This window comes from Mycolicibacterium gilvum (assembly GCF_900454025.1).
Taxonomy (GTDB): Bacteria; Actinomycetota; Actinomycetes; order Mycobacteriales; family Mycobacteriaceae; genus Mycobacterium; species Mycobacterium gilvum.
The window spans coordinates 2,532,148-2,553,169 of sequence record NZ_UGQM01000001.1; the positions used below are offsets into that span (position 1 = coordinate 2,532,148).

At 70.9% G+C, this 21,022-nt stretch carries 20 protein-coding genes; 14 read left to right on the top strand and 6 right to left on the bottom strand.

Features of this window, described 5'->3' with window-relative positions:
- The first annotated feature begins 10 nt into the window (after positions 1 to 10).
- Positions 11 to 1,000 (top strand): Acg family FMN-binding oxidoreductase, encoded by a 990-nt coding sequence (locus DYE23_RS12120; RefSeq protein ID WP_115327299.1) that lies wholly within the window; start codon positions 11 to 13, stop codon positions 998 to 1,000.
- Positions 1,001 to 1,017: 17 nt separating this feature from the next.
- Here DYE23_RS12120 and dosR read toward each other — a convergent pair whose 3' ends face one another.
- The 3 genes from dosR to DYE23_RS12135 are packed head-to-tail and all read right to left on the bottom strand — an operon-like array spanning position 1,018 to position 3,516.
- Complete coding sequence (dosR, locus tag DYE23_RS12125) at positions 1,018 to 1,668, bottom strand: hypoxia response regulator transcription factor DosR/DevR (RefSeq protein WP_013471927.1); 651 nt, start codon at positions 1,666 to 1,668, stop codon at positions 1,018 to 1,020.
- A 31-nt stretch (positions 1,669 to 1,699) separates the two neighbouring features.
- The gene (locus tag DYE23_RS12130; RefSeq protein WP_099961375.1) at positions 1,700 to 2,524 is read right to left on the bottom strand and encodes a universal stress protein; all 825 of its coding nucleotides are present in this window, start codon (positions 2,522 to 2,524) and stop codon (positions 1,700 to 1,702) included.
- Entirely contained in the window at positions 2,518 to 3,516 is a 999-nt protein-coding gene (locus DYE23_RS12135; RefSeq protein WP_115328946.1) for an Acg family FMN-binding oxidoreductase, read from the bottom strand. Before DYE23_RS12135 ends, DYE23_RS12130 begins: the two co-directional genes overlap by 7 nt.
- A 100-nt stretch (positions 3,517 to 3,616) precedes the next feature.
- On the opposite strand from DYE23_RS12135, the gene DYE23_RS12140 reads away from it, so the two are divergent.
- Positions 3,617 to 5,344: a GAF domain-containing sensor histidine kinase gene (locus tag DYE23_RS12140; protein WP_115328947.1), complete on the top strand. Its 1,728-nt coding sequence runs from the start codon at positions 3,617 to 3,619 to the stop codon at positions 5,342 to 5,344.
- Between the two features lie 367 nt (positions 5,345 to 5,711).
- On the opposite strand, the gene DYE23_RS31390 is transcribed toward DYE23_RS12140, so the two are convergent.
- Positions 5,712 to 6,059 carry a hypothetical protein gene (locus DYE23_RS31390; RefSeq protein WP_235660648.1) on the bottom strand — a complete coding sequence of 116 codons (348 nt, stop codon included), beginning with the start codon at positions 6,057 to 6,059 and terminating at the stop codon, positions 5,712 to 5,714.
- Between DYE23_RS31390 and DYE23_RS12145 the strand changes: the two genes are divergently transcribed.
- Positions 6,049 to 9,333, top strand: coding sequence for a hypothetical protein (locus tag DYE23_RS12145; RefSeq protein WP_235660650.1), 3,285 nt, complete (start codon positions 6,049 to 6,051; stop codon positions 9,331 to 9,333). The two genes, DYE23_RS31390 and DYE23_RS12145, sit on opposite strands and share 11 nt — an antisense overlap.
- Before the next feature lie 73 nt (positions 9,334 to 9,406).
- Here DYE23_RS12145 and DYE23_RS12150 read toward each other — a convergent pair whose 3' ends face one another.
- A complete protein-coding gene (locus DYE23_RS12150) occupies positions 9,407 to 10,123 on the bottom strand; it encodes a GAF and ANTAR domain-containing protein (protein WP_172527908.1) in 717 nt (238 codons plus the stop codon).
- Positions 10,124 to 10,321: 198 nt separating this feature from the next.
- A complete protein-coding gene (locus DYE23_RS12155; protein ID WP_099961378.1) occupies positions 10,322 to 10,819 on the bottom strand; it encodes a DUF1990 domain-containing protein in 498 nt (165 codons plus the stop codon).
- A 57-nt stretch (positions 10,820 to 10,876) separates the two neighbouring features.
- On the opposite strand from DYE23_RS12155, the gene DYE23_RS12160 reads away from it, so the two are divergent.
- From DYE23_RS12160 to pdxT, 11 genes are all read left to right on the top strand, one after another.
- Positions 10,877 to 11,551, top strand: a complete 675-nt coding sequence (locus DYE23_RS12160) for a PaaI family thioesterase (protein WP_013471920.1) — start codon at positions 10,877 to 10,879, stop codon at positions 11,549 to 11,551.
- Positions 11,548 to 11,976: a TIGR02611 family protein gene (locus DYE23_RS12165; RefSeq protein ID WP_011894691.1), complete on the top strand. Its 429-nt coding sequence runs from the start codon at positions 11,548 to 11,550 to the stop codon at positions 11,974 to 11,976. The genes DYE23_RS12160 and DYE23_RS12165 overlap by 4 nt, the downstream gene beginning before the upstream one ends.
- Positions 11,977 to 12,062: 86 nt before the next feature.
- Positions 12,063 to 14,150 carry a threonine--tRNA ligase gene (thrS, locus tag DYE23_RS12170; protein WP_099961379.1) on the top strand — a complete coding sequence of 696 codons (2,088 nt, stop codon included), beginning with the start codon at positions 12,063 to 12,065 and terminating at the stop codon, positions 14,148 to 14,150.
- 1 nt (position 14,151) lies between these two features.
- The gene (locus DYE23_RS12175; RefSeq protein ID WP_011894689.1) at positions 14,152 to 14,700 is read left to right on the top strand and encodes an ATP adenylyltransferase; all 549 of its coding nucleotides are present in this window, start codon (positions 14,152 to 14,154) and stop codon (positions 14,698 to 14,700) included.
- Positions 14,697 to 15,359, top strand: a complete 663-nt coding sequence (pgsA, locus tag DYE23_RS12180) for a phosphatidylinositol phosphate synthase (RefSeq protein ID WP_099961380.1) — start codon at positions 14,697 to 14,699, stop codon at positions 15,357 to 15,359. The genes DYE23_RS12175 and pgsA overlap by 4 nt, the downstream gene beginning before the upstream one ends.
- Entirely contained in the window at positions 15,356 to 16,309 is a 954-nt protein-coding gene (locus tag DYE23_RS12185; RefSeq protein WP_115327301.1) for a phosphatidylinositol mannoside acyltransferase, read from the top strand. Before pgsA ends, DYE23_RS12185 begins: the two co-directional genes overlap by 4 nt.
- Before the next feature lie 31 nt (positions 16,310 to 16,340).
- Entirely contained in the window at positions 16,341 to 17,471 is a 1,131-nt protein-coding gene (locus DYE23_RS12190) for a glycosyltransferase family 4 protein (protein ID WP_011894686.1), read from the top strand.
- On the top strand, positions 17,468 to 18,511 hold the full coding sequence (locus tag DYE23_RS12195; RefSeq protein WP_115327302.1) for an NUDIX hydrolase: 1,044 nt from the start codon (positions 17,468 to 17,470) through the stop codon (positions 18,509 to 18,511). The genes DYE23_RS12190 and DYE23_RS12195 overlap by 4 nt, the downstream gene beginning before the upstream one ends.
- A 158-nt stretch (positions 18,512 to 18,669) precedes the next feature.
- Positions 18,670 to 19,518 (top strand): pyridoxal 5'-phosphate synthase lyase subunit PdxS, encoded by an 849-nt coding sequence (gene pdxS, locus DYE23_RS12200; protein WP_235660576.1) that lies wholly within the window; start codon positions 18,670 to 18,672, stop codon positions 19,516 to 19,518.
- 8 nt (positions 19,519 to 19,526) lie between these two features.
- Positions 19,527 to 20,375, top strand: a complete 849-nt coding sequence (gene tesB / locus DYE23_RS12205; protein WP_011894683.1) for an acyl-CoA thioesterase II — start codon at positions 19,527 to 19,529, stop codon at positions 20,373 to 20,375.
- Positions 20,372 to 20,959: a pyridoxal 5'-phosphate synthase glutaminase subunit PdxT gene (pdxT, locus tag DYE23_RS12210; RefSeq protein ID WP_011894682.1), complete on the top strand. Its 588-nt coding sequence runs from the start codon at positions 20,372 to 20,374 to the stop codon at positions 20,957 to 20,959. The genes tesB and pdxT overlap by 4 nt, the downstream gene beginning before the upstream one ends.
- Positions 20,960 to 21,022: the final 63 nt, after the last annotated feature.

The following is a 21,022-nucleotide window of genomic DNA, read 5'->3' on the forward strand; positions in this document are numbered from 1 at the left end:
GTGGCAAAGCATGAATGCGCACTTTCCAGACGCCGAGACGCTGCGCTCAGCGCTGTCCCTGGCCAATCGTGCACCGTCGGTGCACAACTCGCAACCATGGCAGTGGCGGGTCGGGCACGAGAGTGTGCATCTGTACGCCAACCCCGATCTGCTGCTGCCGCACACCGATCCCGATGCCCGGGACCTGATGCTCAGCTGCGGTGCGGCGCTGCATCACTGTGTGGTGGCCTTGGCTGCGCTGGGTTGGCAGGCCAAGATCCACCGGTTCCCCAATCCGGCGGAACCGGACCACCTCGCCGCGCTGGAACTCCGCAGATATCCGGCGGCCGATCTGGACGTGACGCTGGCCGCTGCGATCCCGCGGCGCCGCACGGATCGTCGGTACTACAGCTCCTGGCCGGTGCCCCAGGGTGACGTCGCGCTGATGGGCGCCCGGGCTGCCCGCGCGGGCGTGGCGTTGCGCCGCGTCGATGATCTGGCGGGGCTCAAACGGCTCGTGAGCGCCGCGGCTTTCCAACACCGGACGGATGCCGGATATCTCACGGAGCTGGCTGCCTGGAGCGGCCGGTACGCCGCAACGGCGGGTGTCCCGGCCCGCAGCGTCCCGGCCGAGACCGCGGGGGCGGTGTCGGCGCGGGCCTTCGCGGGCGGGGTGCTGCCGCAGACACCCGACACCGCCGCCGATCAGGACAATGCGGTGGTGCTGGCGCTGGGGACGGCCGGCGACGACCGGCTGTCCTGGCTGCGCGCGGGGGAGGCGACGAGCGTCGTGTTGCTCACCGCGACCGCGCTGGGCCTGGCGAGTTGCCCGATCACCGAGCCTCTGGAGATCGCCGAGACGCGTGAGGCGGTGCGCCGCGACGTGTTCGGCACCGACGGATACCCGCAGATGCTGCTGCGGGTGGGTTGGGCGCCGGTCAACGCCGACCCGTTGCCTTCCACTCCTCGCCGCGACCTCTCCGAAGTCGTTGTGAAGCTGGATGATTCACCGGTGGAGTGAGGATCGGCGGGCGGTGCTCAGGCGCCGCCCGCGCCGTGTCCGCGGTCGAGTTTGGAGATGAACACCGCGGCCTGGGTTCGCCGCTCCATGCCGAGCTTGGCGAGCAGTCGCGAGACGTAGTTCTTGACGGTCTTCTCGGCGAGGAACATCCGCGCGGCGATCTGTTTGTTCGTCAGGCCCTCACCGAGAAGGTCGAGCAGCACCCGCTCCTGGTCGGTCAGACCGGACAGCGGATCGGTCCTCTCGCCCTCGCCCCGCAGCTTCGCCATCAGCGCGGCCGCGGCGCGGTTGTCGAGCAGCGACCGGCCCGAGCCGACCTCCTTGATGGCCCGTGCGAGCTCCATGCCCTTGATGTCCTTGACCACGTAGCCGCTGGCGCCGGCCAGGATCGCGTCGAGCATCGCCTCGTCGGAGGTGAACGACGTCAGCATCAGGCACCGGAGGTCGGGCATCAGTGACAGCAACTCACGGCACAACTCGATGCCGTTGCCGTCGGGCAGACGCACGTCGAGTACGGCCACATCGGGCTGTGCGGTCGGGACACGGGTCAGCGCCTCGGACACCGAACCCGCCTCGCCGACGACGTCGAGCTCGGGATCGCTTCCGAGCAGGTCGATCAGACCACGCCGGACGACTTCGTGGTCATCTACCAGAAAGACCTTCACCATTGCGAGGCTTACCCCTGTGGTCGGCACCGTTTCACAGTGCGTTGGGCGGTTCGCACACCAGTATCGAACAGTCGGTGTCGCGCAGGGCGGCGTTACCGGGTGTTCCGACCAGAGGGGCGACTCCACCGGGCCGGTTTCGGCCGGTGACCAGCAGCTGTAGTCCGTCCCCGTGGGCCGCCAGGTAGTCGAAGAGTCCGTCGCGGGCGCGGACCGCGGAGATGTCGAGGTCCGGATAGCGGTGGCGCCATTCGGCGAGCCGGCGTTCCCAGCGGGCGGTGACGTCGAGTTGCGGCCGCGCCGAGGTCAGCACGCGGACCGGTGCGCCGCGGCGGCGTGCCTCGTCGAGCCCCCGTTCCAGCACTGCGCCCCCGTCGACGTTGTCGGTGATCTCGATGACGACGGCGCGGTCGGGGCGCCGGTGCGGACGGTGCGCCCGTACCACCGCGACAGGACAGTGGGCGGTCGCCGAGACCGCGGCGGCCGTCGAGCCGATCCTGCCCTGGGTCGAGTGCTTGAGCCCGCGGGCGCCGAGGCAGATCAGCACCGCCGAGCGCGCCGCCTCCAGCAGGGTCTGCACCGGCCTGCCCCGCAGAATCTCCACTTCGATCTTGACCGGTTGTTCCGTCGACTCCAGCGCCGTCAGGGCATAGCGCACCGCCATCTCCGCGGTGGCCAGTTGTCGCGCCTGGTCGTGGGGATCCACGGCGCCCTCCTCGTCGGCGTCGATCACGTACACCAGACGCAGCGGGATGTCGCGGTCCACCGCCTGATCGACCGCCCACAGCGCCGCGTCGATCGCGGCGGGCGAACCGTCGATCCCGACGACGATGCACGGTGTGGATGTGGCGTCTAACATGCTGCACCTCTGTGTATTTCGAGTACGTCGCGGACCGGCCGGCGCGGTGTGGGCGCGGGGGTGGCGTCCAGGGCCGGGGCCGCTCCGACCCGCACCAGGACCTGGGGGATCGCCGTGGTGCCGAGCACCGTTGCGACCACCTCGCGACCCGCAGGCACCTCGGTGATGTGGGTGACCGTGCAGGTCGCCAGTCCTGTCATGGTGGCGTCCAACAGAAATGCCGACAGTGCCTCGCCGCAGCGCAGCACGCTCTCGCGCGAATCGTCCTCGGTGGAGAGCACCACGATGGCGGCATCGTCGGACTCCAGTTCACCGCGGCGCTCGGGCTGCGTGGTGACCGGAAACGTGCGTCCGATACCGACACGGTCCCCTTCGGCGGCCGAAACCAGTGCACTGCGCGGGATTCCCTCGGTGGCGACGAAATCAGCTGTCCACCAGAACAATTCGGAGTGGTAGTCGGAGTCGTAGAGCCGCAGCACCTCCGCCAGCTGGGAGGCCTCGACCAGCATGTCGCGCTTGTCGCCCGGTACCGTGTGCACTCTCACCGGATTGTCCGGCTCCGCACCGGCCGCTCCGGTTTCGCCGGGTACGTCCCAGTCCCGCGGCGCGCTGAGCGGCAGACGGTCTGTGCGGCGCACCAGGATCGCATCGGCCCGGCGCTTCTGCTCGGCGGTGACCTCGGTGGCGGTGGCGAATCTGATTCTGGCGATGTGACGGGGGTCGGACGGTTCGGGCAGCCGCTCGACGGTGATGCTCCAGCCCGCGGCGGCCATCGCGACCCGGAAATGGTCGAGAACGGCGCCGCAGCTGATCAGAGCCTCGCGGCCGGTGGAGTCGGCGGCCCGGATCATCCGGTCGGGGTCGGCGTAGAGGTCGACGCCGTGATCGGTGGCCACCCAGCGCCACGGCTGGCTGTTGTGCAGCGACGGTGCCCGGCACGCCACGTCCACCGCGTCGATGATGGTTTCGATGCGAACCTGTGTCGCTGACATGGTGGCCTCCATCGGTCCACCTTCGATACTGCGCGGCGGCAGCGGGGGAGGGCAGGGCCAATGGTCCTCAGATGACGTGTGGCTCGGCGCGGCCGGGGTGGTGCACGATGGAGCGGTGGGGGACGCAGGCGACCATCGGGCAGATGACGGCGCACGCCCGGTCCGTGCCACGTTGTCGCAGTTGAGGCTCCGTGAGCTGCTGACCGAGGTGCAGGATCGGGTGGAGCAGATCATCAAGGGCCGCGACCGGCTCGACGGACTGGTCGAGGCGATGCTCGCGGTGACCTCGGGGCTGGAGCTCGACGAGACGTTGCGGACCATCGTGCACACGGCGATCGAGCTGGTCGACGCGCAGTACGGCGCGCTCGGGGTGCGCGGTCACGACCACGAACTCGTCGAGTTCATCTACGAGGGGATCGACGAGCCGATGCGCGAGCGCATCGGGCACCTCCCGGAGGGGCGGGGCGTGCTCGGCGTGTTGATCGACGATCCGAAACCCATTCGGCTCGAAGACATCTCGCGGCACGCGGCCTCGGTGGGCTTTCCGCCGAACCATCCGCCGATGCGCACCTTCCTGGGGGTTCCGGTCCGCATCCGCGACGAGGTGTTCGGGAACCTGTACCTGACCGACAAGATCGACGGCCAGCCGTTCAGCGAAGACGACGAGGTGCTGGTTCAGGCGCTGGCGGCCGCGGCCGGCATCGCGATCGACAACGCCAGGCTCTACGCCCAGTCGCAGGTCCGCCAGTCGTGGATCGAAGCGACCCGCGACATCGGCACCGAGTTGCTGTCGGGCATCGACCCGGCCGGGGTGTTCCGGCGGGTCGCGGACCGGGCGCAGAAGCTCAGCGGTGCGGCGGCGACCCTGGTCGCCATCCCCGATGATCCGGACCTGCCCGTCGGGGAGGTCGCCGAGCTGACGGTGGCGGCCTCGGCGGGGGAGACGATCGCCGCGGCCCACGACCCGATCCCGGTCGCCGGCACCGCGATCGGAGACGCCTTCGTGCACCGGACACCGGGCATGACGGACGGCGCAGACATCGGCATCGGTGCGACCGTCGGTCCGGCGCTGCTTCTTCCGTTGCGCGCACCGGACGCGGTCCCGGGGGTGCTGATCGTACTCAGACCCGTTGGCGCGCAACCCTTTCGCAGCGATGAACTGGACATGCTGGCGGCGTTCGCCGATCAGGCCGCCCAAGCGTGGCAGTTGGCGAGCACCCAGCACCGGATGCGCGAGCTCGGCATCCTGACCGACAGGGACCGGATCGCCCGCGACCTGCACGACCACGTGATCCAGCGACTGTTCGCCGTCGGCCTCTCGCTGCAGGGATCGATCGCGCGCGCCCGGTCCGAGGAGGTGCAGCAGCGCCTCTCGGCCAACGTCGACGATCTGCAAAGCGTGATCCAGGAGATCAGGACCGCGATCTTCGACCTGCACGGCGGGTCGTCGGCGGTCACCAGGCTGCGGCAGCGTCTCGATGCGGCCGTCGCCGCGTTCCCGGAATCCGGCGTGCGGACCTCGATGCAGTGCGTGGGTCCGCTGTCAGTCGTGGACGCAATGTTGGCCGACCACGCCGAGGCCGTGGTGCGCGAAGCCGTCAGCAACGCCGTTCGCCACGCAGAGGCCTCGACGGTGGCGGTCACCGTCACCGTCGAGGACGACCTGGCGATCACCGTCACCGACGACGGCCGGGGGATCGCCGCCGAGGTCACCGGCAGCGGGCTGACCAACCTGGCGCGCCGCGCGCAGGACGTCGGCGGCTCGTTCTCCGTCCGACGCGGTGCGCAGGGCGGCACGACGCTCACCTGGCGCGCCCCACTGCCGTGAGCCCCGACGCGGCGGCGCGCCGGACTCGCGTCGTCTGATCCTGTTTTCCCAGCGTGCTGCGATGAATGCCCAGGTCGGTGTGCGCGGAGGGGTGGTGACGGCTGTGCTTCTCCTTGGCAACGGTTGCATAACACCCCCTCTGTCGCGTCGGTGATTCCGCCAATTGTCGGTTCAGTAAGCCCGGTAACTACGCGGATGTAATTCGCACGGCGCGGACGCAGAAGGACTGGGAGCACATGTCTCGGACGAAAAAGAGCATCGTCGTTGTCATGATGGGCAGCGCAGGATTGTTCTTGAGTGCCCCGCTGCTGGGTCCGGCGGCAAATGCGACTCCCACCCGGGGCGGTGTGCCGTGCGTTGGAATCCTTCAGCAGATCGTGACCCGTCCCGGCGAGATCCCCCAGGCGCTGACCGACACGGCCCGCTCGTTCACCGAGCCGCCGAATCCGGCCCCGCCGGTCGTCAGGCCACCCGCGAGCTCGTCGTCCTCGGCGGGCACTCCGCCCGTGCCCGGCAGGCCGCCGGCCTCGGTCGTCACCCCGTCGTCGGGGGCGACACCACCCGTCCCGCCGTCTCCCGGAACTCCCGCATCCACGTCGACCCGTGGCGGCACGCCACCGGTGCCGCCGGCCCCTCCTGCTCCCGCCGGCACGCCGGCGTCGGGCGCGACGCCGCCCGCCCCGCCCGTCCCCGGGGTTCCGGCCGTGACGTCCACCGGCGGTGGAACGCCGCCGGTTCCTCCCGTGCCCGGCGCCCCCGTCGGCGCCCCGGTGGCCAACCCGGGACTGCCGACGCCGCCCGTTCCCGGTGCGCCGGTGTTCGGCGACGGCGGTGCCGTCCTGCCGCCGCTTCCGCCCGCACCCGCCGGCCCCGCGGGTGGTCCCGCTGGTCTCGTCGCTCCGCCTGCGCCCCCGGTTCCGGGCGGCCCGGCCGCAGTCCCGGCCGGAGTGGCGCTGCCCCCGGCCCCACCGGGGGCGCCGGGCGCACCGGTGTTCGGTGAGGCCGGCGCGGCTCCGTCCGGCGCTGCTGCACCTGTCGCGCCTGCGGCCGGCTCCGGTGGAGCCGGTGGAGTAGGCGGTGGCTCGGGCATCGGTGGCCCGGGCGGCGGCGGTGCCCCCGTCGAGGGCGCCGGAGGCGCAGTGCCGGCAGGCGCACCTCTGGCCGCAGCAGGGGGCGAGGTTCCCCCTCCGGCTCCGCCGATCCCGGGCGCGCCGGTGATCGGCGAGGCCGGTGTCGTCCCGCCGCCCGCACCGCCCGCGCCCGCACCGCCGGCCGGCGGGCTGGGTGGCGCGGTGCCGCCGCCCGCCCCAGGTGCTCCGGGTGTTCCGGCCGGTGGTGAGGGGGGTGTGGTGACTCCGCCTGCACCGGGTGGACCGGGTGTTCCGACCGGTGGTGAGGGGGGTGTGGTGACTCCGCCCGCTCCAGGTGCTCCGGGCGTGCCGGTGGTGGATGAAGCCGGTGTGGTGACCCCGCCCGCTCCGGGTGGACCGGGTGTTCCGACCGGCGGTGAGGGCGGTGTGGTGACTCCGCCCGCCCCGGGCGCTCCCGGCGCCCCGGTGGTGGACGAGGCCGGTGTGGTGACCCCGCCTGCGCCGGGCGGACCGGGTGTTCCGGCCGTCGGCGACACCGCGGTGGTGACCCCGCCCGCCCCGGGCGCCCCCGGCACCCCTGCGGTGAACTCGGTCGAGACGTTCTCACCGCCCGCACCGCCGGCTGCGACGCCGCCGTCGTCGGGATCGGTCGAGACGTTCTCGCCGCCCGCACCGCCCGCGCCCGGCACAGGGACGAACTCGACCGTCGAGATCTTGACCCCGCCGCCGCCCGGGACACCGGGCCTTCCGTCGGAGGGGTCGACGACCTACACGACACCGCCGACCCCGGAGATCACCTTGAATCCGGCGAACTCCGGAATCGACATCGCCACGCCGCCGGCGCCGGGCCTGCCCGGTGCTCCGCTCGAGGCCACGGCGAACTTCACCACCCCGGGCACCCCCGGTGTGCCGGGCGCTCCGGTGAACTCGTCGATCGACGTGGCGACGCCCGGCGAGGTCGGCGTTCCCGCAGCCCCGATCGAGCGCTCCATGACGGTGACGACACCCGACATCCCGGGTGCTCCCGGCGCGCCGGCGAACGCCGCGGTCGATGTGGCCACTCCGCCTGCTCCCGGTGTTCCGGGTGCTCCGGTGGTGGGTGAGGCGGGCGTGACGACGCCGGGTGCCCCGGGTGCTCCCGGCGCGCCGGCGAACGCCGCGGTCGATGTGGCGACTCCGCCTGCTCCCGGTGTTCCGGGTGCTCCGGTGGTGGGTGAGGCGGGCGTGACGACGCCGGGTGCCCCGGGTGCTCCCGGCGGGCCGGCGAACGCCGCGGTCGATGTGGCGACTCCGCCTGCTCCCGGTGTTCCGGGTGCTCCGGTGGTGGGTGAGGCGGGCGTGACGACGCCGGGTGCCCCGGGTGTTCCGGGTGTGCCTGCCGGTGGGGATGCGGGTGTGGTGACGCCGCCTGCTCCCGGTGTTCCCGGCGCTCCCGCGGCCACCGAGGCCGGGCTGGCGACCCCTCCGGGTCCCGGTGCACCGGGTGCCCCGGTGGTCGGGGACGCCGGTGTGGCGACCCTTCCCGGTCCCGGTGTTCCAGGCGCCCCCATCGTTGACGAAGCCGGACTCGCGACTCCGCCTGCTCCAGTGGCCCCGGTCGAGGGTGCCGGTGGCGCACTACCTCCGGCGGGCCCGCCGGCAGCCCCGGTCTTCGGGGACGCCGGCGCCCCCGTCGAAGCCGCAGCCGGTGTCACCGGCGGTGGTTCCGGCGCAGGCGCAGGCGCCGGTGGTGGCGCAGGCGGTGCTGCGGGTGGTGCCGGTGTCGAGGGTGCCTCGGGTGCTGTCGGCGCAGCCGGTGGTCCCGGTGCAGGCGCCGCTCCCGCAGCGGCCGGCGGTGCCGCGCCGGGTGGCGCGCCCGGTGGACCTGTCGCCGGCGGCGGCCCGGTCGGTGGCCCGGGTGCTCTGCCCGCACCAGGTGCACCGATCGTCGGTGAGGCCGGTGTGGTGACCCCGCCTGCGCCGGGTGTTCCCGGTGGGGCGGCGGCGGTGCCGGCCGGTGCGGTGACCCCGCCCGCGCCGGGTGTCCCGGGTGCGCCGGTCTTCGGTGAGGCCGGTGTGGTGACCCCGCCCGCGCCGGGTGTCCCCGGTGGGGCGGCGGCGGTGCCGGCCGGTGTGGTCACGCCGCCTGCGCCGGGTGTCCCCGGTGGAGCGGCCGCGGTGCCGACCGGTGCGGTGACCCCGCCCGCGCCGGGTGTCCCCGGTGCGCCGGTCTTCGGTGACGCCGGTGTGGCGACACCCCCCGTGCCGGGCGTGCCCGGCGGCGGGACGACGGTGCCCGCCGCGTCGGTGACGCCGCCGGCGCCGGGTGTGCCCGGTGGCGCGACGACGGTGCCCGGCAATGCCGGCACGCCGTCGACCCCGGGATTGCCGCCCGGGTCGACCGACACCTACATCAACTACCCGGCTCCTCCGGTGCCGCCGACCCCGCCGAACTCGACGGGCGTCTCGGCCGGTACTCCGGGATCGCCCACCCCCGGCACCCCCGGAAGCACCCTGACCCTGACGGATCTGCTCACCCCTCCCGGCATCGCCAGGACCCTGCAGAACACCGCGTCCTCGGTCATGGGTGCGACGCCTCCCGGCACGCCGCCGGTGCCCGGCGGCTCCGGCTCGGTCAGTCTCGCCGTGCCGGGCACGCCGAGCCCGATCGCGCCGCTGGCCGCGACGGGTCTGTCGAACCTGGTGTCGCCGCCGTCGCTGACCATCCCGTCGATCCCGGGTCTGCCGGTGCCTTTGCCCAACACGGTGCCGGTGCCGTCCGATCTGCTCTGTGTCGGCACGGACTGGTCTGCCTCGCAAGGGGATTCGGCAGCCACGCCGCCGGCCGCCGAGGTCCCGCGGGTAGTGACCGGCGCCGCACCGACCGGTGACCGTCGGGACCGCTGGGGCAACCGGTAGAAAGCCGGCCCACGAGCCACCCGGCGGCGTCTGAGGAGACAGCGACCTCCCTCAGACGCCGTCGGGTCAGGGTCTAGCCGGTCTGACCGTTCGAGGTCTGCGCCTGGGCGACCAGGTCCGCGGCCACCTTGCTCAGCGGGACGTTCGAATCCTGGGACAGTTTGCGCAACAGTTCGAATGCCCGGACAGCGTCGACGCGGTACCGCTCCATGATCATGCCCTTGGCCTGACCGATGACGTCGCGGCTCTCAAGGGCACGCTTGAACTGCGCCTCACGGCGCGCCGAGTTCCACGCCACCGACGAGTGCGCGGCGAAGATCAGGCCGAGTGTCCGCGCCTCGCTGCCGAACACATCGGGTTTCTCGGAGTACACGTTCAGCGCGCCGAGAGACTCGTCGGCGATGAACAGCTGGAAGGCCATGATCGACCGGATCGGCGTCTCGGCCAGCGCGTCCCGCCGATAGTTGGGAAACCGCTCCTCGGTCTGTAGGTCCCGGACGTGGACAGTCTGCTCTTCCCACGCCGCGGTCAGGCACGGCCCTTCGAGGTAGCGCTGCTGGATCTTGTCCAGCAGCAGCGGCCAGTGATGGGTCGCGGCCGGGGTCTCGACGTGTTTGGCGTTGCGCGTCAACGTGATTCCGGCGTACTGCGCGCCCGGGATCTCGGCGGCGGCATGCTCGGCGAGCTCGGCCACCACCGTGTCCGAATCCGCATCGGGCCTGTTGTGCAGACCCTGCACCAACTCCGCCACACGAAGGTGTGCGGCTTCCACGTCGGCTGAATCGTTCACCGTCACCGTCCGAGTATTTCGCGTCAATAAGACGTCCAGATTACCGCTGCCCCGCGCCCGGGGAGCGCGCATGGGCAATGTCGCTTCTGTGACGACGCCCGCACCGCAGACCGCGGTCGGTGGTGCACCCGGGCACGCAGCACACGGCCACCGGTCCGGCCACGCAGCCACAGCGAACGCCGCAATCGCACCCTCTGGTCAGAGGGCTCGCAGGTAGCGGTCGGTGACCGCGCGCTGAATGGCCGACGTCAGCGGAGCGCCCAGCCGGCTCCACCACGTCGCGTGCCGGGAGAACGCCCTCACCTCGGCGTGGACGAGGTCGGTGGAGGGGTCGTAGCGCACCAGGAACAGTTCCTCACCCGCCTCCGCGTGCCCCGGCAGCGTGCCGTAGGCGAAACCGCGTCGGTCCTGCTCGTCGACGACATAGACGACCCGGCACGGAGCGACGACAGGCCCGAGATGAACCAGCACCTCGGCGCCGACCTCGGCGACCGCCGTCGTCGTCTCCACGCGCAGGCCCGCGCCGCGCAGCATTCCCCACCGCATGCCGTCGTTGCCGGCCCGCTCGAACCGCTCGCGGCCGCGCCCGATCACCGCCGACTTGCTCACGTGGTGATACCCCGCGGGCAGCGCCCCCGCGGTGGCGCCGACCTCGGTGTACGTCAGCGATTTGCCGGCCAGGTCGGTCAGTTTCACCCGCCCAGCTTGTCACCGCGGGCGGGAGAACGGCGCGGCACCCAATACGGTGAGCGGGTGAGCACCAACGATGCGGCCGAAGCGCACACCGGTACCGGATTCGACGCCCACGTCGGCACCGGATTCGACGCCCACGTCGGCGGGGGCTTCAATCCGCCCCGGCCCACCGACCGCGGCGGGCCGGACTACGGCCGCTTCGTCGAGGCGGTCCGCACTCTGCAGGACCACACCCGCGCCGCCGACGCCCCGGACGACGTGATCACCGCGGCCGCCGATCTGATCGAGAAGGCCTCGGCGCTGCTGGCCCCCTACGACGCCGACGAATGGTCCTCGCCGTCGGGCCGACGCATGGACCTGCCCAACCGCGGCAACATCCTGAGCCCGCCGATCGATCTGCGGGTGACCGACGGCCGCGTCGTCGGCACCGCGTGCTTCCGCCGCTACCACCTCGGACGCAACGGCGCTGCGCACGGCGGTGCCGTGGCCCACCTGTTCGACTCGCTGCTGGGCTTCACCGCGTTCAAGCTCAGCGGGAGCAAGGCTCAGCGCACCGCGTTCCTCCACGTGGACTACCGCAGGATCGCGCTGATCGGCGCCCAACTGCAGGTCGAAGCCGCCATCGACGATATCGTCGACCGCAAGATCTACGTCTCGGGACGGCTGCTCGACGGCGAGCACGTCCTGGCCGACGCACATTCGCTGTTCGTGAAGCTGAAACCGGGTCAACCATGACCGACACCGACAAGCCGGGATTCACCCGGCGGTGGGCGCGCCGCCGCGACCGGCTGCGCGAGCGACCCGTCGTCGACCTCACCTACCGCATCTCCGTGGGCGTCGTCGGGCTCGTCGTGCTGGGCCTCGGCATCCTGGCGATCCCGTATCCCGGCCCCGGCTGGGCCATCGTGTTCCTCGGGCTGGCGATCCTGGCCACCGAGTTCGACTGGGCCAAGAGGCTACTGGGCTACGCGCGCCGGCGCTACGACGCGGTGATGGACTGGTTCAAACAGCAGGGCCTGTGGGTGCAGGCGCTCGGCGCGCTGTTCACCTGCGCCGTGGTGGTGGGCACGCTGTGGCTGTTCGGGGCACTCGCTTTCGTCGGCAGGTGGTTCGGCCTGGAGTACGGCTGGCTCGATAGCCCCATTGGTATCGGATCGTGAGGTGACGCCCCGATAGCATGGTCGCGGTCGATCCCGACCCGCCATACCGACAGCGTCCCCACCCACGGAGAGTTTGGAGAGCCCGCATGAGCGCCCCCGCCCGCCCCGCCCCGGCAGCCCCGATCCGGGTCACTGCCGGGACGACCGCAGGGCAGGCGGTTCGCGACGCCGGCTTGCCGTCCCGCGGAGCACCCGACGCCGTCGTCGTGGTCCGAGACGCCGACGGGCGCCTGCGCGATCTGTCCTGGGTGCCCGACACCGACGTCGAGGTGACGCCGGTGGCCGCCGACACCGAGGACGGACGCAGCGTGATCCGGCATTCGGCCGCCCACGTGCTCGCCCAGGCGGTGCAGGAGATGTTCCCCGACGCCAAGCTCGGCATCGGGCCGCCCATCACCGACGGGTTCTACTACGACTTCGACGTCGCCGAGCCGTTCACCCCGGAGCACCTTCAGGCTCTCGAGAAGAAGATGCGCAAGATCGTCAAGGACGGTCAGATCTTCGAGCGGCGGGTGTTCGGATCCAAGGACGAAGCCCGCGCCGAGCTGGCCTCCGAGCCGTACAAGCTCGAGCTCATCGACGACAAATCCGGAGCCGACGATCCGGAGGTCATGGAAGTGGGTGGGGATGAGCTCACCGCCTACGACAACCTCAATCCCCGGACCCGCGAACGGGTTTGGGGTGACCTGTGTCGTGGTCCGCACATCCCGACCACCCGCTACATCCCGGCGTTCACGCTGACCCGCAGCTCGGCGGCGTACTGGCGGGGCGATCAGAACAACGCGAGCCTGCAGCGCATCTACGGCACGGCGTGGGAGTCCCAGGAAGCGCTCGACCGTCACCTGGAGCTGATCGAGGAAGCGCAGCGCCGCGACCACCGCAAGCTCGGCGTCGAGCTGGACCTGTTCAGCTTCCCCGACGAATTGGGTTCGGGCCTACCGGTTTTCCATCCCAAGGGCGGCGTGGTGCGCCGCGAGCTCGAAGAGTACTCGCGTCGCAAGCACATCGAGGCCGGCTACGAGTTCGTCAACACCCCGCACATCACCAAGGAACAGCTCTACATCACTTCCGGGCACCTGGAGTGGTACGCCGACGGCATGTTCCCGCCGATGCAGATCGACGCCGAGTACAACGAGGACGGCACGGTCCGCAAACCCGGCCAGGACTATTACCTGAAGCCGATGAACTGCCCGATGCACCATCTGATCTACCGGTCCCGGGGTCGCTCCTACCGCGAACTCCCGTTGCGGCTCTTCGAGTTCGGCAGTGTGTATCGCTACGAGAAGTCCGGTGTCATCCACGGGCTGACCCGGGTGCGGGGCATGACGCAGGACGACGCGCACATCTACTGCACCCGTGAGGAGATGCGCGACGAGCTGGCGCGGCTGCTGCAGTTCGTGCTCGACCTGCTGGCCGATTACGGCCTGGACGACTTCTATCTGGAGCTGTCGACGAAGGATCCCGACAAGTTCGTCGGCTCCGACGATCTGTGGGAGGAAGCCACCGAGACGCTGCGCGAAGTCGCCGAATCGTCCGGCCTGGCGCTGGTGCCCGACCCGGGCGGCGCGGCGTTCTACGGGCCGAAGATCTCGGTGCAGGTGCGTGACGCGCTGGGGCGCAACTGGCAGATGTCGACCATCCAGCTCGACTTCAACATGCCCGACCGCTTCGAGCTCGAGTACACCAGCTCCGACGGCACACGCCGGCGGCCGGTGCTGATCCACCGCGCCCTGTTCGGCTCGATCGAACGGTTCTTCGGGGTGCTCACCGAGCACTACGCCGGTGCGTTCCCGGTCTGGCTGGCGCCCGTGCAGGTCGTCGGCATCCCCGTCGCCGACGCGCACGCGGGCTACCTCGACGGCGTCGCGGCGGAGCTGCGCCGGCGCGGTATCCGCGTGGAGGTGGACGCCAGCGACGACAGGATGGCCAAGAAGATCGTCAACCACACCAACCAGAAGGTGCCGTTCATGCTCCTGGCGGGCGACAAGGACGTGGAGGCGGGCGCCGTCTCGTTCCGTTTCGGCGACCGCACCCAGATCAACGGGGTGCCCCGCGACCAGGCGGTGGAGGCGATCGTGGACTGGGTCCGCCGCCGCGAGAACGCCACTCCCACAGCCGAACTGGTCGTCCTGCCCTCGGGCGACGCGCAGAGTCCGGTAGCAGGCGAGGGGTGACGTGGACCCGGAGGACACGATCGTAGATCGCGGCGTCGGCGACCCGGACCGTCTGCAGCGGCTCTGGACGCCGCACCGGATGACGTACATCGCCGACGCGGTGAAGGGCGGTTCGGCGGCATCGTCGGAGCCGTTCAGCGACATCCCGAACATGTCGGACGAGGACGGGCTGGTGGTGGCCCGCGGCGATCTGGTGTACGCGGTGCTCAACCTGTACCCGTACAACCCCGGTCACCTGATGGTCGTGCCCTACCGCCGCGTCGCCGAGCTGGAGAACCTCACCGAGGACGAGAGCGCCGAGCTGATGGCGTTCACGCAGAAGGCCATCCGGGTGATGAAGACGGTGTCGCGGCCGCACGGCTTCAACGTCGGACTCAACCTGGGCACCTCGGCGGGCGGCTCGCTGTCGGAGCACCTGCACATGCACGTCGTTCCCCGCTGGGGTGGGGACGCCAACTTCATCACCGTCATCGGCGACTCCAAGGTCATTCCGCAGCTGCTGCGCGACACCCGGCTGCTCCTGGCCACCGAGTGGGAAAACCAGAAGTGAGCAACTTCTATCTGATGACCCGCGCGGCGTATGCGAAGCTGTCGCGTCCCGTGGCCAAGGGTGCACTCAAGGTCGGTCTGACCCCCGACAGCGTCACGATCCTCGGCACCGCCGGATCGGTGCTCGCCGCGCTGACACTGTTCCCGATCGGGCAGCTGTGGTGGGGCGCGGTCGCCGTCTCGTTCTTCGTGCTCGCCGACATGCTCGACGGCGCGATGGCCCGCGAACGCGGCGGCGGAACACGATTCGGCGCCGTGCTGGACGCCGCCTGCGACCGGATCAGCGACGGCGCGGTGTTCTGTGGCCTGCTGTGGTGGGCCGCGTTCGGCCTGCAGAGTGCCGAACTGGTGGTCGCGACGATGATCTGCCTGGTCTCCTCGCAGGTCATCTCCTACATCAAGGCCCGCGCCGAGGCCAGCGGACTGTCCGGTGACGGCGGCCTCATCGAACGTCCCGAGCGTCTGGTGATCGTGCTCGTCGGGGCGGGTCTGGCGGGCTTCCCGCTGTTCCCGCTGCCGTGGCTGCTCCACGTCGCGATGTGGCTGCTGGCGGTCACCAGCCTGATCACCGTGGGTCAGCGGCTGCACAGTGTGCGCACCTCCGCCGCGGCCATGGAGCCGCTGTCGGTGCCCGACAAGCCGGAGGCCACCGAGCAATGACCCGCGACCAGGGTGCGGTGCGCGACGGTGGGGGACTGTTGGCGTTTCCGTCGGCGCTGGCGGGTCAGCTCAGCGACTGGGGGTACGCCGCAGGCTGGCGGCTGGTGCGTGCCGCGCCGGACATCGTGGCGCGCAACACCTTTGAGGCCGGTGCCGTGTGGGCGTCGCGCAACGGCGGACCCGACCAGCTGCGCAGGAACCTGGCGCGGGTGATCGGCTCGGCTCCCGCGGAGGTGCCGGATTCCCTGATGCGGGCGTCGCTGGCGTCCTACGCGCGCTACTGGCGTGAGGCGTTCCGGCTGCCGTCGATGGACCATGCGGAGCTGGGCAGGAAACTGTGGGTGCGCGACATCGAGACGGTGTTCGCCGCGCTCGAGCACGGTCGCGGCGCGGTGCTGGCGCTGCCGCACAGCGGCAACTGGGACATGGCCGGGGTGTGGCTGGCGCAGAACCACGGCACCTTCGCCACCGTCGCCGAACGGCTCAAGCCCGAATCGCTGTACAACCGGTTCCTCGCCTACCGGCAGAGCCTGGGGTTCAACGTGGTGCCGTCGTCGGGGGGCGAACGACCCGCCTACGACGTGGTCCGCGACTGGCTGCTCGACAACGGCATCGTCTGCCTGATGGCCGACCGGGACCTGAGCCGCCGGGGTGTCGAGGTCGACTTCTTCGGCGAGCCCAGCCGACTGCCCGCCGGGCCGGCGAAGCTCGCGATCGAGACGGGTGCCCCGCTGTTCCCGGCGCACTGCTGGTTCGACGGCGACGGCTGGGGGTGCGCCGTGTACGAACCGATCGACACGTCGTCGGGTGATGTCTCCGCGGTCACCCAGGCCCTGGCGGACCGGTTCGCGGCGAACATCGCCGCGCACCCCGAGGACTGGCACATGATGCAGCCCCAGTGGGTGGCCGACCTGTCCGACGAGCGCAGGGCCCACCTGGAGGGAACGTGAGGCGCGGGCGTGCGACGAGGCGACCGTCCTGATGCGCATCGGCATGGTCTGCCCCTACTCGTTCGACGTGCCCGGCGGGGTGCAGTCGCACGTGCTGCAGCTGGCGGAGGTGATGCGCGTCGACGGGCACGAGGTCAGCGTGCTCGCGCCGGCGTCCCCGGACGCCCAGGACTCGCTGCCCGACTACGTCGTCTCCGGCGGCAGGGCGGTGCCGATCCCGTACAACGGTTCGGTGGCCCGGTTGCGGTTCGGTCCCGCCACTCACCGTCTGGTGAAGAAGTGGATCCAGCAGGGCCGTTTCGACGTCCTGCACCTGCACGAACCGAACGCGCCGAGCCTGTCGATGCTGGCGCTGAACATCGCCTCCGGGCCGATCGTGGCGACGTTCCACACCTCGACGACGAAGTCGCTGACCCTGTCGGTGTTCGAGCCGATCCTGCGGCCCATGCACGAGAAGATCGTCGGGCGCATCGCGGTGTCCGATCTGGCGCGCCGCTGGCAGATGGAGTCGCTGGGCAGCGACGCCGTCGAGATCCCCAATGGCGTGGACGTCGGCAGCTTCGCCACCGCGCCGCTGCTGCCCGGTTACCCGCGAACGGGCCCGACGGTGCTGTTCCTGGGCCGCTTCGACGAACCCCGCAAGGGCATGGCGGTGCTGCTGGGGGCGCTGCCGGCGGTGGTGGAGCCATTCCCCGACGTGGAGATCCTGGTCGTCGGCCGCGGCGACGAGGACGAACTGCGCAGCCAGGCCGGACCGCTCGCCGGGCACCTGCGGTTTCTGGGGCAGGTCGGCGACGCGGAGAAGGCGTCGGCGATGCGCAGCGCCGACGTGTACTGCGCACCCAACACCGGGGGTGAGAGTTTCGGCATCGTGCTCGTGGAGGCGATGGCCGCCGGCACCGCGGTGGTGGCCAGCGACCTGGACGCATTCAGGCGCGTTCTCGACGACGGTGAGGCCGGCCGGTTGGTGACCGTCGACGACTCCGCCGCCCTGGCGCAAGGGCTGGTCGAGGTGCTTTCCGATGCCGCCGTGCGCCGCCGTTACATCGAGTGCGCGACCCGCGCCGTGGCGCGCTACGACTGGTCGGTGGTCGGTAAGCAGATCATGCGGGTCTACGAGACCGTCGCGGGCTCCGGGGTGAAGGTGCGGGTCGAGTCGTGATCCCGTGGATCACCGCCGTCGTCATCGCGGTCGTGGTCGGCGCGGTGCTGCTGATCCTGACGTGGGCCTATCAGACCGCGACCCGGTTGGACCGTCTCCATGTGCGCTACGACCTGTCCTGGCAGGCGCTCGACGGCGCGCTGGCGCGCCGGGCGGTGGTCGCGCGCGCCGTCGCGGTGGAGGCGTACGGCGGGGGACCCGAGGGTAGACGGCTGGCTGCGCTGGCCGACGTCGCCGAGCGGGCGCCGCGGGCGTCGCGCGAGGCCGCGGAGAACGAGTTGTCCGCGGCGCTGGCCCGGGTCAACCCGTCGTCGCTGGCGGTGGCCATGGTCGCCGAACTGGCCGACGCCGAGGCGCGTGTCCTGTTGGCCCGCCGTTTCCACAACGACGCGGTCCGCGACACCCTCGCGCTGCGCGAGCGCCCGTTGGTGCGCATGCTGCGTCTCGGCGGCACTGCTTCTCTACCAACCTATTTCGAGATCGCCGAGGCAGGGGAGATGTCTGCGCGGGAACTGGCGCCGGCGCGCAGGCGCACGTCGTCGCGCATCGTGCTGCTCGACGAGGACGGCGCCGTGCTGCTGCTGTGCGGCTCCGATCCCGCCGGCGCGGACGCGCCGACACCCCCGCCCCGCTGGTGGTTCACGATCGGCGGCGCCACGCAGCTGGGGGAGTCGCTGGCCCAGGCCGCGGTGCGCGAACTCGAGGAGGAGACCGGGCTGGCGGTGGCTCCGGAGGCGATGGTGGGTCCGGTGTGGCGCCGCGACGCGGTCATCGACTTCAACGGCGCGGTCATCCGCAGCGAGGAGATGTACTTCGTGCACCGCACCCGGCGGTTCGAGCCCTCCGACGCCGGCCGATCCGGGCTTGAGCGCACCTACATTCACGATCACCGATGGTGCGATGCGACAATGATCGGCAAGCTGGTCGCCGACGGTGAGAACGTGTATCCCCGGCAACTGGGTGAGCTTCTCGACGAAGCCAACAGGCTCGCCGACGCGCCGGACGAGGTGCCGGCCGGCCCGGTGCGATCGATCAGGTGAGGTGAGTGGGCTCACAGGCCCGGCGCAGCGGATCGAATGGATTTGCGGCCGCCTCTAAACTGGATCAGCAGCGAATTAAGGAGATAGCAGTGGAATCCGAATTGACGGGGGCGGCGTCAGGGGCTCCCGCTCGCGGAACCGCCCGGGTGAAGCGCGGCATGGCCGAGATGCTCAAGGGCGGCGTCATCATGGACGTGGTCACACCCGAGCAGGCGCGTATCGCCGAAGGCGCCGGTGCGGTCGCGGTGATGGCGCTCGAGCGCGTCCCCGCCGACATCCGCGCCCAGGGCGGGGTGTCGCGGATGAGCGACCCCGACATGATCGAGGGCATCATCGACGCCGTCACGATCCCGGTGATGGCCAAGGCCCGGATCGGCCACTTCGTCGAGGCCCAGATCCTGCAGAGCCTCGGCGTGGACTACGTCGACGAGTCCGAGGTGCTCACCCCCGCCGACTACACCAACCACATCGACAAGTGGAAGTTCACCGTGCCGTTCGTCTGCGGCGCGACCAATCTGGGCGAGGCGCTGCGCCGCATCACCGAGGGCGCGGCGATGATCCGGTCCAAGGGTGAGGCCGGCACCGGCGACGTCTCCAACGCGACCACCCATATGCGCAAGATCGGCGGCGAGATCCGCCGGCTGACGTCGCTGTCGGAGGACGAGTTGTACGTTGCGGCAAAGGAATTGCAGGCCCCGTACGACCTCGTCGTCGAGGTCGCCCAGGCCGGGAAGCTTCCGGTGACGCTGTTCACCGCGGGCGGCATCGCCACCCCCGCGGACGCCGCGATGATGATGCAGCTCGGCGCCGAGGGGGTGTTCGTCGGCTCAGGGATCTTCAAGTCCGGCAACCCCGCCGAGCGTGCCGCCGCGATCGTCAAGGCCACCACGTTCTACGACGATCCCGACGTGCTGGCCAAGGTCTCGCGGGGGCTGGGCGAGGCGATGGTCGGCATCAACGTGGAGGACATCGCGCAGCCTCACCGGCTCGCCGAACGCGGCTGGTAACGGTAGCGATGGCGATCGAAGAGATCCTCGACCTGGAGCAGATCGAGGTCAACATCTATCGGGGCGGCGTCTTCAGTCCCGAGTCGGGATTCCTGCAACGCACGTTCGGCGGTCACGTCGCCGGGCAGTCGTTGGTCTCCGCGGTGCGCACCGTCGACCCGAAGTATCAGGTGCATTCCCTGCACGGGTACTTCCTGCGCGCCGGTGACGCCCGCTCGCCGTCGGTGTACACCGTCGAGCGGATTCGCGACGGCGGCTCGTTCTGCACCCGCCGGGTGACGGCGATCCAGCACGGCGAGACGATCTTCTCGATGTCGGCGTCGTTCCAGACCGACCAGAGCGGCATCGAACACCAGGACGCGATGCCGCATGCGGTGCCGCCCGACGACATCCCTGATTTCAAATCGGTCAGCAAGGTGTTCGACGACGCGAGCTTCAAGCAGTTCGACGAGTGGGACGTCCGGATCGTGCCGCGCGAGCGCCTCGGTGTGCGGGAGGGCAAGGCGTCCCAGCAGCAGGTCTGGTTCCGCCATCGCGACCCGCTGCCCGACGACCATGTGCTGCACATCTGCGCGCTGGCCTACATGAGCGACCTGACTCTGCTGGGTTCGGCCCAGGTCAACCACGTCGAGGAGCGCAAGCACCTGATGGTGGCCTCGCTCGACCACGCGATGTGGTTCATGCGGCCGTTCCGCGCCGACGAGTGGCTGCTCTACGACCAGTCGTCGCCGTCGGCGTGTGGTGGCCGCTCGCTGACGCAGGGCAAGATCTACAACCGCTACGGCGAGATGGTCGCCGCGGTGATGCAGGAGGGTCTGACCCGCTTCACCCGCGACTTCACGCCTCAGCGAGGGTGAGCGACCCGCGGGTCGGGGTGCTCGCGTTGCAGGGCGACACCCGGGAGCACCTGGCTGCTCTGCGAGAGGCGGGTGCGCAACCCGGCACGGTGCGTCGCGCAGCGGAGTTGGCCGCGGTCGACGCGTTGGTGATCCCCGGCGGGGAGTCGACGGCGATGAGCCATCTGCTGCGGGAGCTCGAGCTTCTCGAGCCGTTGCGGGCGCGCCTGGCCGACGGGATGCCCGCGTACGGGTCGTGCGCGGGGATGATCCTGCTGGCCACCGAGATCGCCGACGCGGGTGTCCCCGGGCGCGAGGCGCTGCCCCTGAGCGGAATCGATATGACCGTGCGGCGCAACGCTTTCGGCCGCCAGGTCGATTCCTTCGAGGACGACATCGCGTTCGACGGCCTCGACGGTCCGGTGCATGCGGTGTTCATCCGGGCGCCTTGGGTCGAGCGGGTCGGGCCCGGGGTCGAGGTGCTCGCACGGGCCGCGGGCCATCCGGTCGCGGTGCGTCAGGGCCGCAACCTGGCCACCGCGTTTCACCCGGAGGTGACCGGCGACCGCCGGGTGCACCGGTTGTTCGTCGACTCGCTCAGGTGATTGCGGTGTAGTTGGTCATTTCGGTGTATTTGGTCACGCCCACGTTGACGAACGACACCGAAA

What these genes read in the sequence shown, in the direction of transcription:
- DYE23_RS12165 (WP_011894691.1), top strand. Translation starts at nt 11,548, where the DNA reads ATGACCGACACCGACAAGCCGGGATTCACCCGGCGGTGGGCGCGCCGC.
- DYE23_RS12120 (WP_115327299.1), top strand. Translation starts at nt 11, where the DNA reads ATGAATGCGCACTTTCCAGACGCCGAGACGCTGCGCTCAGCGCTGTCC.
- DYE23_RS12130 (WP_099961375.1), bottom strand. Translation starts at nt 2,524, where the DNA reads ATGTTAGACGCCACATCCACACCGTGCATCGTCGTCGGGATCGACGGT.
- thrS (WP_099961379.1), top strand. Translation starts at nt 12,063, where the DNA reads ATGAGCGCCCCCGCCCGCCCCGCCCCGGCAGCCCCGATCCGGGTCACT.
- DYE23_RS12190 (WP_011894686.1), top strand. Translation starts at nt 16,341, where the DNA reads ATGCGCATCGGCATGGTCTGCCCCTACTCGTTCGACGTGCCCGGCGGG.
- DYE23_RS12185 (WP_115327301.1), top strand. Translation starts at nt 15,356, where the DNA reads ATGACCCGCGACCAGGGTGCGGTGCGCGACGGTGGGGGACTGTTGGCG.
- dosR (WP_013471927.1), bottom strand. Translation starts at nt 1,668, where the DNA reads ATGGTGAAGGTCTTTCTGGTAGATGACCACGAAGTCGTCCGGCGTGGT.
- DYE23_RS12135 (WP_115328946.1), bottom strand. Translation starts at nt 3,516, where the DNA reads ATGTCAGCGACACAGGTTCGCATCGAAACCATCATCGACGCGGTGGAC.
- tesB (WP_011894683.1), top strand. Translation starts at nt 19,527, where the DNA reads ATGGCGATCGAAGAGATCCTCGACCTGGAGCAGATCGAGGTCAACATC.
- pdxS (WP_235660576.1), top strand. Translation starts at nt 18,670, where the DNA reads ATGGCCGAGATGCTCAAGGGCGGCGTCATCATGGACGTGGTCACACCC.